We start from the raw sequence: 14,797 nt of genomic DNA on the forward strand, positions 1-14,797 counted from the left end.
CCGGACGGAGCACCACGTGACCGCACCACACAGGATCGCGGCGGGCGTTAACCCGTTGCGCTCCCCCGACGACCGGCGCCTCAACCGCATTGCCGGCCCCAGCAGCCTCATCATCTTCGGCGTGACGGGCGATCTGTCGCGCAAGAAGTTGATGCCCGCCGTCTACGACCTCGCCAACCGCGGGCTGCTGCCCCCGGGTTTCGGCCTGGTCGGCTTCGCCCGCCGAGAGTGGGAGCGTCAAGACTTCGAGCAGGTCGTGCACGACGCCGTGCGGCAGTACGCGCGCACTCCCTTCGATGAGGAGGTCTGGCGTCAACTGCGCACGGGCATCCGATTCGTGCAGGGCGACTTCGACGACGACGCGGCGTTCTCGCGCCTGTCGGACACGATCGACGAGCTCGACCGCGAACGCGGAACGATGGGTAACCACGCGTTTTACCTGTCCATCCCGCCGAAGTCGTTCCCGGTGGTGACCGAGCAGTTGCGCCGCAGTGGGCTCGCAGAGGCGAAGCCTGGGCAGTGGCGACGAGTCGTGATCGAGAAGCCGTTCGGGAGTGACCTCACCACCGCGCGCGAGTTGAACGACGTCGTCGAGTCGGTCTTTCCCCCCGACTCGGTGTTTCGCATCGACCACTATCTCGGCAAAGAGACGGTGCAGAACATCCTGGCGCTGCGCTTTGCCAACATGCTGTACGAACCGATCTGGAACGCCAACTACGTCGACCACGTGCAGATCACGATGGCCGAAGACATCGGGGTGGGCGGCCGGGCCGGGTACTACGACGGCATCGGCGCCGCGCGCGACGTGATCCAAAACCACCTGCTGCAGTTGCTCGCGCTGACCGCGATGGAGGAGCCGGTGTCGTTCGATGCCGCCGACCTGCGAGCGGAGAAGGAAAAGGTGCTGTCGGCGGTACGCCTGCCCAAGGATCTCGCCACCGGAACCGCGCGCGGTCAGTACGCGAGCGGTTGGCAGGGCGGCGAGTGGGTGCCGGGGTTCCTCGAAGAGGACGGCATGAACCCCGAATCGGTGACCGAGACCTACGCCGCGATGCGACTCGACATCAACACGCGACGCTGGGCCGGTGTGCCGTTCTACCTGCGTGCGGGCAAGCGCCTGGGCCGACGGGTGACCGAGATCGCCGTCGTGTTCAAGCGCGCCCCCCAGTACCTGTTCGCCGAATCGCAGACATCGGCGCTCGGTCAAAACGCGCTCGTCATCCGCGTTCAGCCTGACGAGGGTGTGACGATCCGCTTCGGATCAAAGGTCCCCGGTGCGGGCATGCAGGTGCGCGACGTCACCATGGACTTCGGCTACGGCCACGCGTTCACAGAGGCCAGCCCCGAGGCCTACGAGCGGCTGATCCTCGACGTGTTGCTCGGCGACCCGCCCCTGTTCCCGCGTCATGAAGAGGTCGAGCTCAGCTGGAAGATTCTCGACCCGATCGAAGAGTTCTGGGCCACGCAGGGCCAGCCGGAGCAGTACGCGCCCGGCACCTGGGGTCCGGCATCGGCCGACGCGCTGCTGGCCCGCGATGGCCGCGTCTGGAGGCGACCATGATCATTCCGCTGCCCGACACAACCGCGAGCGCGGTGTCCAAGGCTCTCGTGCGCATCCGAGAAGAGGCGGGCGCTGTCGCACTGGGACGCGTGCTCACGCTCATCATCGCGACTCAGATCGGACACGAGGAAGACGCGATCGCGGCCGCCAACGAAGCGTCGCGCGAGCATCCCATGCGGATTATCGTGGTCGCCACGAACGGTGCCGGTGCCGACTCGCGCCTCGACGCCGAGATTCGCGTCGGCGGCGACGCGGGCGCGAGCGAGGTCATCATTCTTCGCGCACACGGCGCGACAGCGACCGATCAGCGAGGCCTCGTCACGGGCCTGCTGCTGCCGGACGCTCCCGTCGTCACGTGGTGGCCGGAAGAGTGCCCGAGCGCCGTGCGCCACACGCCGCTCGGCTCCCTGGCGCAGCGCCGCATCACCGACTCCGCAGCCAACGAGAACCCGCTGGATGCTCTTCGGCGCGTCGCGGAGGGATACCAGCCGGGCGACACCGATTTCGCCTGGACCCGCCTCACTCTCTGGCGCGCGCAGCTCGCCGCAGCGCTCGACCAGCCCCCGTTCGAGCCGATCACGCGCGTCGAGGTATCGGGCGCGGAAGACTCACCGTCAACCGTTCTGCTGGCCGCCTGGCTGCGCACACGGCTCGGTGTGCCGGTTGAGGTCGATGTCGCCGACGGTAACCCCTCCACCGGGATTCACCGCGTGGTGCTGCACCGAGACAGCGGACCCATCACGCTCGACCGCAGCGAACCCGGCGTCGCCACGCTGACGCAGCCGGGCCAGCCCACGCACGAGATCGCACTCCCCAGGCGCCCGCTTCGGGAGTGCCTGGCGGAAGAATTGCGTAGGCTCGACCCTGACGACGCCTTCGGCGACGTGATCCTCAGCGGCTTCGGCGCGCTGGGGGCGACGGCGCCCTAGCGCCTCCCCGCACCGGAAAGGCACCACCGCACTGTGAGCACAGACCGACGAGTTCTCGTCCACCCCGACCGCGCAACCCTGGCGGGCAGTGTGGCGGCGCGGTTCATCACGAAGATGATCGATCTCGTCGACGACGAGGGCGAGGCTCACGTGGTGCTCACGGGCGGATCGGTCGGCATCGACGTACTGGAGGCAATCGCGCACTCCCCCGCCCGTGACAGCCTCAATTGGTCAGCGGTGCACGTGTGGTGGGGCGACGAACGCTGGCTGCCGCGCGGCGATGATGAGCGCAACGAGACGCAGGCTCGGCGTGCCCTGCTCGATCACGTGGCGATCCCTGACGACCACGTGCACCCCTTCCCCGCGAGCGATGACGGGCTCGACCTCGAGCAGGCCGCCAGCCGGTATGCCGAGGAGTTGCGCGCACACGCGCGCGACGGTGCCGAGCATCCGCGCTTCGCGATCCTTTTCCTCGGCGTCGGGCCCGATGGGCACGTGGCGTCGCTGTTCCCTGAACGGCCGGGGCCGCTCGTCGACGATCGCACCGTGATCGCCCTCGATGACTCCCCGAAGCCGCCAGCCGGACGCCTCAGCCTGACAATGCCGGTGATCCGCCGCGCAGAGCGCGTGTGGCTCGTCCTCGCGGGAGCCGACAAGGCACCCGCGCTCGGGCTCGCGCTCGCCGGAGCGAACCCCGCAGACGTTCCCGCGGCGGGTGCCCAGGGCACGAAGCGAACCGTCTTCTTCGTCGACCGCGATGCGGCCACCGACGTTCCGGAGTCACTGACGACTCCCCCGACCTACTGGACCGGCGCCATGGACCAGCAGGACTGGATGCCTTCGGACTGGACCCCCAGCAGCCCGCGAGGCTAGCCCCCACCAACAACACAACGCGCCGGCCCGAGAGAATCGGACCGGCGCGTTGTTCGTGTAAACGCTAGGACGACGCCTTGGCGGTGCCGCGACGCTCGCGCAGCTTCTGCAGCGCCTCGTCGAGAATCTGGGCCGCTTCCTCTTCGGTACGGCGCTCTTTCACGTAGGCGAGGTGCGTCTTGTACGGCTCGTTCTTCGCCAGCGCCGGCGGGTTGTTCTTGTCGCGACCGGCCGGCAGACCCGACGAGGGCGAATCAATGACCTCGGGGATCTCTTCGTCGGGCAGGTTCGCCGCGAAGTAGCGAATCGTCTCGTTGCCAAGAGCGTCCCAGTAAGACACGGCGATGCGCTCGGCGTGAATGCCACGGTCTTGCTCGCCCATCGGGCCGGATCCGACGCGTGATCCGCGGATCGCGCTTCCTCCTGACACCATTCGGTACCCCCTTACAGTCCGGTGAACCGGGTAATGAGCCCGAGAATCACGATCGTCGACACCCAGACCAGCGCGAGCAGGATCGTGATGCGGTTCAAGTTACGTTCGGCCACGCCCGAGGCGCCCAGATTCGAGGTCACGCCGCCACCGAACATGTCAGACAGCCCGCCGCCGCGACCGCGGTGCAGCAGGATCATGAGGGTGAGCAGCAGGCTGGTGATGCCCAGGAGGACCTGGAGCACGACCTGAAGGATTTGCACGGATGACGCCTTCCGGGGTGGGGAACGAAGAACAACTCTAGCGCAGGCCCGAGCGACCCGCCGGAACGGGTCACCACTGCAGCGCGGTGGTTACGCGGTGCCGACGTGGTTGCGGTAGCGCGCGATCGCCGCGAATTCGTCGACATCGAGGCTGGCGCCGCCCACCAACGCCCCATCAACGTCTTTGTGCGCCATGAAGCCGGCGATGTTTCCCGACTTCACGCTTCCGCCGTACAGGATGCGCGTGGCCGCGGCCGCGTCGTCGCCCCACTTGTCGGCGATGGTTGCGCGGAGCGCCGCGCACACCTGCTGGGCCTGCTCGGGGGTCGCGGCCTGGCCGCTTCCGATCGCCCAGACCGGCTCGTACGCGACGACGATGTCAGAACCGGCGTCGACAGCGTCGAGCACGGCAGACAGCTGGCCCACCGGAACCGCCGAGGCGCCATGGGTCTCGAGGTCGTCGGCCGTTTCGCCCACGCACACCACCGGAACGATGCCGTGCTTGATGGCGGCAGCCGTCTTGCGGGCGACGACCTCGTCGTCCTCCGCGTGGTACTGGCGACGCTCGGAGTGGCCCACGATCACATACTGGCAGCCAAGCTTCGCCAGGAACTGACCGGAAATCTCGCCGGTGTAAGCCCCCGAGTCGTGCTCAGACAGGTCTTGGGCGCCGTAGCGAACATCGAGCGAGTCGGCACCGACCAGGGTCTGCACGCTGCGCAGATCGGTAAACGGCGGGAACACCGCCACCTCGACCTCGCTGAACGGATGCCCCTTGTCACGAAGCGTCCAGGCGAGCTTCTGCACGGTGGCGATCGCCTGCAAGTGGTCGAGGTTCATTTTCCAGTTGCCGGCGATGAGCGGGATGCGCGTATCTACCATCCGAGGACCTCCAGTCCGGGAAGAGCTTTGCCCTCGAGGAATTCAAGGCTGGCGCCACCACCGGTCGACACATGGCCGAACTGGTCGTCACGGAAGCCGAGTGCGCGCACGGCCGCGGCAGAATCGCCACCTCCGACAACGCCGAGTCCCTCCAGGCGGGTGAGGGCTGCAGCCACCGCCTGGGTGCCCGCGGCGAACGCGGGAAATTCGAACACGCCCATGGGCCCGTTCCAGAACACGGTCCGCGACGACGCGATGAGTTCGGCGAACCGCTGCGCGGTCTCGGGACCGATGTCGAGGCCGATGCCAGCGGCACCCGCCGGACCCGACTCCAGTGCGTCAGCGGCCACCACCGAGTGTTCGGCATCGGCCGCGAAGCGGTCGGCGACAACGGCGTCGGTCGGCAACACGATCTCGACGCCGCGCTTCTCCGCGTCGGCGAGATACCCGCGCACCGTATCAAGTTGGTCCTCTTCGAGCAGGCTCGCTCCGATGTTCTTTCCCTGTGCCTTCAGGAACGTGAAGAGCATCCCACCGCCGATCAGCAGACGATCGACGCGCGGCAGCAGGTGCGCGATGACACCCAGCTTGTCGGAGACCTTTGAACCGCCGAGCACGACCGTGTACGGGCGCTCGGGGTTCTCCGTCAGTCGGTCCAGTACGTCGAGCTCGGCCGCGATAAGCGAGCCCGCAGCGCTCGGCAGCGTCTGCGCGAGCTCGTACACGCTCGCCTGCTTGCGGTGCACGACACCGAAGCCGTCCGAGACCATGACATCGCCGAGCTCGGCGAGGCGGGCGGCGAATCGAGCACGATCATCCGCGTTCTTGCTGGTTTCGTCTGCCGAGAACCGAAGGTTCTCGAGCACAGCCACGCCACCGTCAGCGAGCCCATCGACGGCGTCGCGGGCTGCCTGGCCCACGGTGTCGGCCGCGAAGGTCACCGGGGCACCCAGAAGCTCGCTCAGCCGTTGCGCGGCGGGGCGCAGGCTATAGCGAGAGTCGGGGGCGCCATCGGGGCGACCCAAATGCGAGATCACGATGACCTTCGCGCCGCGGTGCACGAGCGCGTTGATGGTGGGAAGCGATGCTCGAATGCGGCCGTCGTCGGTGACCTGACCGTCTGCCAACGGCACGTTCAGGTCGCAGCGCAGGATGACGCGCTTGCCGGCGAGGTCGCCGAGGGATTCGATGGTGCGCAGAGCCACGACGGCTGCCCTCAGCCCCGGCGCCTAGAGGCGCTCGGCGACGTACTCGGTGAGGTCAACCAGGCGGTTCGAGTAGCCCCACTCGTTGTCGTACCACGACGACAGCTTCACCTGGGTACCGTTCACCCGCAGCAGACCCGCGTCAAAGATCGACGAGTGCGGGTCGGTCACGATGTCGCTCGAGACGATCGGGTCTTCCGTGTACTTGAGGATGCCCTTCATCGGGCCCTCGGCGGCGGCCTTGTACGCGGCGAGGATCTCGTCGGCGCTCACCTCGCGGCTCGCTTCGACCGTGAGGTCGGTGATGGAGCCCGTGGGCACCGGCACGCGCAGCGCGAAGCCGTCGAGCTTGCCCTTCAGCTCGGGCAGCACGAGGCCGATCGCCTTGGCGGCGCCGGTCGAGGTCGGAACGATGTTGACCGCGGCGGCGCGGGCCCGGCGGAGGTCGCCGTGCGGGCCGTCCTGCAGGTTCTGGTCGGCCGTGTACGCGTGCACGGTGGTCATCAGGCCGCGCTCAATGCCGAACTCGTCGTTGAAGACCTTGGCCAGCGGCGCGAGGCAGTTCGTGGTGCAGGACGCGTTCGAGATGATGTGGTGGGTGGCGGGGTCGTAGTCCTCGTGGTTCACACCCACGACAAACGTGGCGTCTTCACCGGTGGCAGGTGCCGAGATCAGCACCTTCTTCGCGCCAGCGTCGAGGTGCTTCTTTGCGGCCTCGGCCTTGGTGAAGAACCCGGTCGACTCGATGACGATGTCGACACCCAGGTCACCCCAGGGAAGGTTGGCGGGGTCGCGGTCGGCGAGCACGGTGATCGGCTTGCCGTTGACGACGATGGTGTCGCCATCGAGCTGAACGTCGGCGTCGAGGCGTCCCGTGATCGAGTCGTACTTCAGCAGGTGGGCGAGCGCCGCGTTGTCGGTCAGGTCGTTGACGGCGACGATCTCGAGGTCGCTGCCCTGGGCGAGGGCGGCCCGGAAGTAGTTACGGCCGATGCGGCCGAAGCCGTTGATACCGATCTTCACGCTCACGAAGAACTCCTGTGGGGGTGCGGGGGCAGCGGAGGCTGCGATGTAGTGGTGGTGGGCTGAACCGCGCGTGGCCGGGGCGAAAGCGCCCCGGCCACGTCGCCGTTGATTACGACAGTAGCAGGAGGCCGTCAGTGGTCGATCGCGCCGCGGCAAAACGGTCGGCCACGTTCTGCCAGTTGACGATGTTCCAGAAGGCCTTGACGTAGTCAGCCTTCACGTTGACGTAGTCGAGGTAGAACGCGTGCTCCCACATGTCGAGCTGGAGAAGCGGCACGGTGGTCTGCGCCGTGTTGCCCTGCTGGTCGAACAACTGCTGGATCACGAGGCGTCGACCGATCGGATCCCACGACAGCACGCCCCATCCCGAGCCCTGGATGCCCATGGACGCGGCGGTGAAGTGCGCGACGAACTTGTCGAACGATCCGAAGAACTCGTCGATCGCTGCCGCAAGCTCGCCGGTCGGCTTGTCGCCGCCCTCGGGCGAGAGGTTGGTCCAGAAGATCGAGTGGTTGACGTGCCCGCCCAGGTGGAAGGCGAGATCCTTCTCGAGCCGGTTGATGTTGGCGAAGTCACCCGACTCGCGCGCGGCGGCCATGCCCTCGAGGGCGGCGTTCGCGCCGGCGACGTAGGCCGCGTGGTGCTTCGAGTGGTGCAGCTCCATGATGCGGCCGCTGATGTGCGGCTCAAGCGCACCGTAGTCGTAGCCCAGATCGGGAAGGCTGTAGGTGGTCATCGACGTGTCATCTCCTCCGTGACGGATGCCGGGGCGCCCGGTCGGCCACCCCGCTGACTGGTCGTCAGTCTAGTGACGACAACCTGCCTGCCCCGCGGCCTGTTCCCGATACTCCGGGGATGCCCAGGGTGCGGTGCGCGCCGCCTATTCGACGTCGACGCCCTCAGGAAGGTTGGCCTCGGTTCCGGGAACGCCCAGCTGCTCGGCGCGCTTGTCGGCCATGGCGAGCAGGCGGCGGATGCGCCCGGCCACGGCGTCTTTCGTCATGGGCGGGTCTGCGTGGTGACCGAGCTCGTCGAGGCTCGCATCGCGGTGCGCGAGTCGCAGCTCCCCCGCGTATCGAAGGTGGTCAGGGACATCGTCGGCGAGGATCTCGAGGGCGCGCTCGACACGAGCACACGCCGCCACCGCGGCCTGGGCGGAGCGACGGAGGTTGGCGTCGTCGAAGTTGACCAGGCGGTTCGCCGTTGCCCGCACCTCGCGGCGTTGGCGCATCTCTTCCCACGCGTGCACCGTCTCGTCGGCACCCATCAGCCGGAGCATGTCGCTGATCTTCTCGCCGTCACGAATGACCACGCGGTGAACGCCGCGAACCTCGCGCGCCTTCGCCGGGATGCCCAGTCGGCCCGCAGCCCCCACGAGTGCCATCGCGGACTCGTTACCGGGGCAGCTCACCTCGAGGGCAGCCGAGCGACCGGGGTCGGTCAGCGAGCCGTGAGCCAGGAAGGCCCCGCGCCAGATCGCGGCCAACTGCTCAGGACCGCCCGTGGTGAGCTTGTTCGGCAGACCGCGAACCGGGCGCCGGCGTGCATCCAGCAGGCCGGTCTGCCGAGCGAGCGTCTCACCGCCGTCAACGACGCGCACGACGTATGCGGGGTTCTTGCGGGCCCCGCCGGGCGACAGGATGGCACCGTCGCTGCGCATTCCGTAGAGCTCGGCGATGTCACGGCGGACACGACGAGCGACGTTCGGCGAATCGAGTTCGACCTCGACGGCGATGCGGCCCGAAATCATGTGCAACCCGCCAGCGAAGCGCAGGATCGTGGCGAGTTCTGCTGCCCGCACCGTCGTCTTTGTCGCTGCCAGCCGGGCCAGCTCCTCCTTGACGTCGGCGGTCAGTGCCACAGGCGTACCTCTTTCTCGCGAATCCATGTCTGTGCCCTCGGGGCGACAGTCGAGCCTACTCGCGTCCCAGGTCGCGATGTTTCACCGTGACCGCGATCGACGGGATCTCGCGCAGACGAGCAGCGAGCTGCTCGACCATCGCCACCGATCGGTGTTTGCCCCCCGTGCAGCCAATCGCAAACGTCGCGTGCCGCTTGTTCTCGCGCGCGTAGCCCGCGAGGACGGGTCGCAGCATCGCCACCAGCCCCTCCAGAAACTCGTCTGCGCCCTGCTGCGCGAGCACATAGTCGCGCACCGGCTCGTCGAGCCCGGTCGACCCGCGCAAGTCGGGCTGCCAGAAGGGGTTCGGGAGAAACCGGGCGTCGGTCACCACATCCGCGTCGGTGGGGGTGCCGTACTTGAAGCCGAAGCTCTCAATGGTGACCTTGACGTCGGCCGTGCCCTGGGGCGCGAAGATGTCGGACACGGTCGTGGCGAGCTGGTGAATGTTGAAGCTGGTGGTGTCGATGACGATATCGCTGAGCTCGCGCACCTCGAGCATCCGTTCCCGCTCGCGGGCGATGCCGTCGAGCAGGGTGCCGTCCTCCTGAAGCGGGTGCGGCCGCCGCACCTGCTCGAAACGCCGAACCAGGGCATCGTCGGTCGCCTCGAGGAAGAGCACCCGCAGGTTCGACCGCGTGCGCAACTCGTGCACGATGTCAACCAGGTCGGCGAACAGTTTGCCGCCGCGAACGTCGACGACGGCCGCGAGCGACGGCAGCTGGCTTCCGGGGTGCACGGCCAGATCGACCAGCGGACGCAGCATCTGGGGCGGCAGGTTGTCGACGACGTACCAGCCGAGGTCTTCCAAGGCGTTCGCGACCGTCGACCGGCCTGCCCCCGACATGCCGGTAACGATCAGAACGTCGTGCGCGGGAGTGTCGGTCATCGCCTCAGCCTGCGGTTGGGTTGTGGACACCACCAGCCTACCCGCCGACTCATCCGCGCAGCGCCCGGCGGATCTCCGCGGCAAGCGCGGAACCGATGCCGTCGACCGCCGTGAGGTCGGCCTCGTCGGCGGCGCGCAACCGGGTCACCGACCCGAAGTGCGCGAGGAGCTTCTGGATGCGTGCGGGGCCGAGGCCGGGAACGTCGGCCAATTGGGTGCGAATGTCGCGTTTGCGGGTCGAACGCTGATACCGCAGCGCGAATCGGTGCGCCTCATCACGCAGTCGCTGCAGCAAGAACAGCGCGTCGGATGCCCGGGGCAAGATCACGGGGAACCCCTCCCCCGGCAGCCACACCTCTTCGAGGCGCTTCGCGATTCCGCACACCGCGATGTCGGTGACGCCCGCGTCGGCGAGAGCACGCGCAGCGGCGTTGACCTGGGGCTCGCCGCCGTCGATCACGAGCAATCCGGGGCGGTAGTGGAATGCGGCGCGGGTGCCGCTGGGCGGCGGAGCATCGGGGTCAGCGGCGGAATCGGTCAGGTACGCGAGCCGGCGGCGCAGCACCTGGTAGATCGCGTCGGTGTCGTCACGCGCATCCTCGATCGCGAAGCGGCGGTACTGGTCTTTTTTCGGCAGGCCGTCCTCGAACACGACCATGGAGGCGACCTGGCCTTTTCCGCCGAAGTGCGACACGTCGAAGCACTCAAGTCGCAACGGCGCCTCGGCGAGGCCCAGCGCTTCTTGAATGTCGGCGAGGGCTTGCGAACGAGCGGTGAAGTCTCCGGCGCGACGGGTGGTGTACTGCACAAGGGCGCCGTGCGCGTTCTGGCGCACCGTGTCGGCGAGTGACGCCTTGTCGCCACGGAGCGCAGTGCGCACCTGGACGCCGCCACGCTCGCCCGCCGCTCGACGCCGATCGCCGAGCACCTGCTGCAGGGCAGCAACGTCGTCCGGCAGCGCCGGCACGATGATCTCGCGCGGCGGGACGAGGTCGTCGTACGCGTTCTGCAGGGCCGTGTCGACAAGGTCGCCGAGCGAGACATCGAGCTCGGTGTCGACGACCCAGCCGCGAACGCCTCGGATGCGACCACCCCGCACGGTGAACAGCTGCACCGCGGCAGACAGCTGGTCGTGCGCGATGCCGAACACGTCGGCGTCAACGTCCTCGGCGAGCACCACCGTGCTCTTCTCTAAAGCGGTCTCGAGGGCGCCGATCTGGTCGCGGATGCGCGCGGCCGTTTCGTAGTCAAACGCCTCTGCCGCCTCGGCCATCTTCTTCTTCAAGCCGCGCACGTACGAGACGTCGTTGCCCGCCATGAAGCTGGCGAAGTCGAGCGCGATAGCCTTGTGATCGGATTTCGCAATGCGCCCGACGCAGGGAGCCGCGCACTTTCCGATATCGCCGAGCAGACACGGACGGTTGGTGCTTTCCGCGCGCTTGTAGACGGAGTCCGAGCACGACCGCATCGGGAAGGCCTTGAGCATCGTGTCGACCGTCTCGCGGACCGCCCAGACCTTCGTGTACGGGCCAAAGTAGCGCGCTCCGCGGATGCCGCGGGTGCGCGTCACCATGACGCGCGGCACGGCGTCGCCCAGCGTGATCGCAAGGTACGGATAGGTCTTGTCGTCGCGAAACTTGATGTTGAACGGCGGGGCGAACTCCTTGATCCACGTGTATTCGAGCTGCAACGCCTCGAGCTCGGTGCCGACGATCGTCCACTCGACACCGCGGGCGGTTGTGACCATGCGGCGCGTGCGCTCATGCAGCGAGTGAAGGGGCTGGAAGTAGTTCGTCAGCCGCGCCCTGAGGTTTTTGGCCTTCCCCACGTACAGAACACGACCGGCGTCGTCGCGAAAGCGGTACACGCCGGGCGCGGTGGGGATCTCGCCTCGCCGCGGCCTCCAGTCGTCGCGCGAGACCACGACTAGGCTCCGACGACCTCGAGAGCGGGCAGCAGTTCGCGCAGGAAGCTCCCGGTGTGGCTCGCCTCGACCCGCGCCACCTCCTCGGGTGTTCCCGTCGCGACGATCGTGCCCCCGCCGGCCCCACCCTCGGGGCCGAGGTCGATGAGCCAGTCGGCCGCGCGAATCACGTCGAGGTTGTGCTCGATGACGATCACCGAGTTGCCCTTGTCAACGAGGCCGTTCAGCACGACCAGGAGCTTGCGTACGTCTTCGAAGTGCAGCCCCGTGGTTGGCTCGTCGAGCACGTAGATGCTGCGGCCGTTCGAGCGTTTCTGGAGCTCGGTCGCCAACTTGACCCGCTGCGCCTCGCCCCCAGAGAGGGTGGTGGCGCTCTGGCCGAGGCGCACGTAACCGAGTCCGACGTCGACGAGCGTCTTCAAGTAGCGGTGAATCGCGCTGATCGGCTCGAAGAATTCGGCAGCCTCTTCGATGGGCATGTCGAGCACTTCGGCGATGTTCTTGCCCTTGTAGTGCACCTGCAGCGTGTCGCGGTTGTAGCGGGCTCCCCCACACACCTCGCAGGCGACGTACACGTCGGGCAGGAAGTTCATCTCGATCTTGATCGTGCCGTCACCGGCGCAGTTTTCGCACCGGCCACCCTTGACGTTGAAGCTGAAGCGCCCCGGCTGATAGCCGCGGGCCTTTGCCTCAACGGTCTCGGCAAACAGTTGGCGAATGCGGTCGAACACGCCCGTGTATGTGGCGGGGTTCGAGCGCGGCGTTCGGCCAATGGGGGCCTGGTCGACGTGCACGACCTTGTCGAGATGCTCGAGCCCGGTGACCCGAACATGCTTGCCGGGAACCTGTCGGGCCCCGTTGAGCTTGTTGGCAAGCACCTTGTACAGGATGTCGTTCACGAGGGTCGACTTGCCCGAGCCGCTCACGCCGGTGACCGCCACGAACGCCCCGAGCGGGATGTCGACCGTCACGTCTTTCAGGTTGTTGGCCTTCGCGCCGACGACCGTGAGCGTGCGGCTGTCGTCAATCGGGCGGCGTTCGACGCGCTCGATGACGTGCCGGCGCCCGGCCAGGTAGTCACCCGTGATCGACTTCGGGTTTTCGATGAGCTGGGCGTACGAACCGGAGTGCACCACGCGACCGCCGTGCTCACCCGCGCCGGGACCGATGTCGACGACCCAGTCGGCCGTGCGGATCGTGTCTTCGTCGTGCTCGACGACGATCAGCGTGTTGCCGAGGTTCTTCAGCTTCACGAGCGTGTCGATGAGGCGTCGGTTGTCACGCTGGTGGAGCCCAATCGACGGCTCGTCGAGCACGTAGAGAACACCGGTCAGCCCGGACCCGATCTGCGTGGCTAAGCGAATACGCTGCGCCTCACCGCCCGAGAGCGAACCCGCGGCGCGCGCCATCGTGAGATAGCCGAGCCCGACCTCGAGGAGGAACTCGAGCCGCGCGCGAATCTCGCGCAGCACCGCGGCGGCGATCGCCGCTTCGCGCTCGGTGAGCGTGAGCGACTCCATGAATGCGTAGGCATCCTGGATGCTCAGCTCGGCAATCTCGGAAATCGAGCGCCCCGAGACCTGCACCGCCAGCACCTCGGGCTTCAGTCGGGCTCCGTCGCACTCGGAGCACGGCACCTCGCGGAGGTATTCGGCGAAACGCTGCTGCGACCAGTCGCTTTCCGCCTCGGCGTACTTGCGCTCGATGTAGGGGATAACGCCTTCGAAGCCCGTCGAGTACGACACGTCGCGGCCGTAGCGGTTGCGCCACTTCACCCGCACCTCGAAGTCGTTGCCGTGCAACACGGCTTGCTGCACACTCTCTTCGAGGTCTCCCCACGGGGTGTCGAGGGAGAAGCCGAGGTCACGCGCCAGCCCGGCGAGCAGCTTCTGGAAGTAGCTGTACAGGCCCTTCCCCTGCTGGTTCCAGGGCAGAATCACGCCGTCGTTGAGCGACAGGCTGGGGTCACCAATGAGCAGGTCGTCGTCAACCGCCATGCGGGTACCGAGCCCCGAGCAGACCGGGCAGGCGCCGAACGGTGAGTTGAACGAGAACGTGCGCGGCTCGATTTCGGTGAGTTGCAGCGGGTGGCGGTTCGGGCAGCTGAGCTTCTCGCTGAAGGTGCGGGTACGGTCGGCCGCCTTCGGGTCGCGGTCGACGTAGTCGATGACGACGAGACCGTCGGTGAGGCCGACCGCCGTCTCGAGCGAATCGGTGAGACGCTGCAGCAGATCGGCTTTCGCCACCAGGCGGTCGACGACAACAGCGATGTCGTGCTTGTTCTGCTTCTTCAGCGCGGGGGCCTCCGAGAGCGAGATCGTCTCGCCGTCGACGACGGCGCGCGAGTAGCCCGCCTGGGCGAGCTCTTTGAACAGGTCGACAAACTCGCCCTTTTTCTGGCTCACCACGGGGGCCAGCACTTGATACCGCGTGCCCTCCTCCATCTGCATGAGCTCATCGGCAATCTGCTGCACCGTCTGGCGCTGGATGCGCTCGCCACATTCGGGGCAGTGCGGAATACCGACGCGTGCCCACAGCAGACGCATGTAGTCGTAGATCTCGGTGATCGTGCCGACCGTGGAGCGCGGGTTGCGATTGGTCGACTTTTGGTCGATCGATACGGCGGGGCTCAGGCCCTCGATGAAGTCGACGTCGGGCCGGTCGACCTGGCCCAAGAACTGTCGAGCGTAGGCGGACAGCGACTCGACGTAGCGCCGTTGACCCTCGGCGAAGATCGTGTCGAAGGCGAGCGAACTCTTGCCCGAGCCCGACAGACCGGTGAACACGACGAGTGCGTCGCGAGGGATGACGAGATCGACGTCGCGCAGATTGTGTACGCGCGCGCCGCGCACGCTCAAGTGAGGGGCGGATTCGAGAGGGGTTGCCGGCACTCGCGTCATTCTAGGCTCCGCCTC

13 protein-coding genes are annotated in these 14,797 nt (G+C 67.3%); 3 read left to right on the top strand and 10 right to left on the bottom strand.

The genetic code is table 11. The features are described from left to right. The first annotated feature begins 16 nt into the window (after window positions 1-16). The 3 genes from zwf to pgl are packed head-to-tail and all read left to right on the top strand — an operon-like array spanning window position 17 to window position 3,363. Window positions 17-1,561, top strand: coding sequence for a glucose-6-phosphate dehydrogenase (gene zwf / locus ACK4SC_RS01140; protein ID WP_409614049.1), 1,545 nt, complete (start codon window positions 17-19; stop codon window positions 1,559-1,561). Further along, window positions 1,558-2,490, top strand: a complete 933-nt coding sequence (locus ACK4SC_RS01145) for a glucose-6-phosphate dehydrogenase assembly protein OpcA (protein WP_409614051.1) — start codon at window positions 1,558-1,560, stop codon at window positions 2,488-2,490. Before zwf ends, ACK4SC_RS01145 begins: the two co-directional genes overlap by 4 nt. 33 nt (window positions 2,491-2,523) lie before the next feature. After that, window positions 2,524-3,363: a 6-phosphogluconolactonase gene (gene pgl, locus ACK4SC_RS01150; protein ID WP_409614052.1), complete on the top strand. Its 840-nt coding sequence runs from the start codon at window positions 2,524-2,526 to the stop codon at window positions 3,361-3,363. Window positions 3,364-3,427: 64 nt separating this feature from the next. Here pgl and ACK4SC_RS01155 read toward each other — a convergent pair whose 3' ends face one another. From ACK4SC_RS01155 to uvrA, 10 genes are all read right to left on the bottom strand, one after another. Beyond that, on the bottom strand, window positions 3,428-3,796 hold the full coding sequence (locus ACK4SC_RS01155) for an RNA polymerase-binding protein RbpA (protein ID WP_409614054.1): 369 nt from the start codon (window positions 3,794-3,796) through the stop codon (window positions 3,428-3,430). Between the two features lie 11 nt (window positions 3,797-3,807). Beyond that, window positions 3,808-4,056 (bottom strand): preprotein translocase subunit SecG, encoded by a 249-nt coding sequence (secG, locus tag ACK4SC_RS01160; protein WP_096421432.1) that lies wholly within the window; start codon window positions 4,054-4,056, stop codon window positions 3,808-3,810. Between the two features lie 90 nt (window positions 4,057-4,146). Next, window positions 4,147-4,938, bottom strand: coding sequence for a triose-phosphate isomerase (gene tpiA / locus ACK4SC_RS01165; RefSeq protein WP_409614056.1), 792 nt, complete (start codon window positions 4,936-4,938; stop codon window positions 4,147-4,149). Further along, window positions 4,932-6,143 carry a phosphoglycerate kinase gene (locus ACK4SC_RS01170; RefSeq protein WP_409614058.1) on the bottom strand — a complete coding sequence of 404 codons (1,212 nt, stop codon included), beginning with the start codon at window positions 6,141-6,143 and terminating at the stop codon, window positions 4,932-4,934. The genes tpiA and ACK4SC_RS01170 overlap by 7 nt, the downstream gene beginning before the upstream one ends. Window positions 6,144-6,167: 24 nt before the next feature. Further along, entirely contained in the window at window positions 6,168-7,172 is a 1,005-nt protein-coding gene (gene gap, locus ACK4SC_RS01175) for a type I glyceraldehyde-3-phosphate dehydrogenase (RefSeq protein ID WP_409614060.1), read from the bottom strand. Between the two features lie 106 nt (window positions 7,173-7,278). Continuing rightward, on the bottom strand, window positions 7,279-7,905 hold the full coding sequence (locus ACK4SC_RS01180; protein WP_409614062.1) for a superoxide dismutase: 627 nt from the start codon (window positions 7,903-7,905) through the stop codon (window positions 7,279-7,281). A 144-nt stretch (window positions 7,906-8,049) separates the two neighbouring features. Beyond that, window positions 8,050-9,030 (bottom strand): DNA-binding protein WhiA, encoded by a 981-nt coding sequence (gene whiA, locus ACK4SC_RS01185; RefSeq protein ID WP_409614064.1) that lies wholly within the window; start codon window positions 9,028-9,030, stop codon window positions 8,050-8,052. Between the two features lie 55 nt (window positions 9,031-9,085). Continuing rightward, entirely contained in the window at window positions 9,086-9,958 is an 873-nt protein-coding gene (rapZ, locus tag ACK4SC_RS01190; protein WP_409614066.1) for an RNase adapter RapZ, read from the bottom strand. 49 nt (window positions 9,959-10,007) lie between these two features. Continuing rightward, entirely contained in the window at window positions 10,008-11,882 is a 1,875-nt protein-coding gene (uvrC, locus tag ACK4SC_RS01195) for an excinuclease ABC subunit UvrC (protein WP_409614068.1), read from the bottom strand. A gap of 2 nt (window positions 11,883-11,884) precedes the next feature. Then, window positions 11,885-14,782 carry an excinuclease ABC subunit UvrA gene (gene uvrA, locus ACK4SC_RS01200; protein WP_409614070.1) on the bottom strand — a complete coding sequence of 966 codons (2,898 nt, stop codon included), beginning with the start codon at window positions 14,780-14,782 and terminating at the stop codon, window positions 11,885-11,887. Between the last annotated feature and the right edge of the window lie 15 nt (window positions 14,783-14,797).

This window comes from Microcella sp. (assembly GCF_046293215.1).
Taxonomy (GTDB): Bacteria; Actinomycetota; Actinomycetes; order Actinomycetales; family Microbacteriaceae; genus Microcella.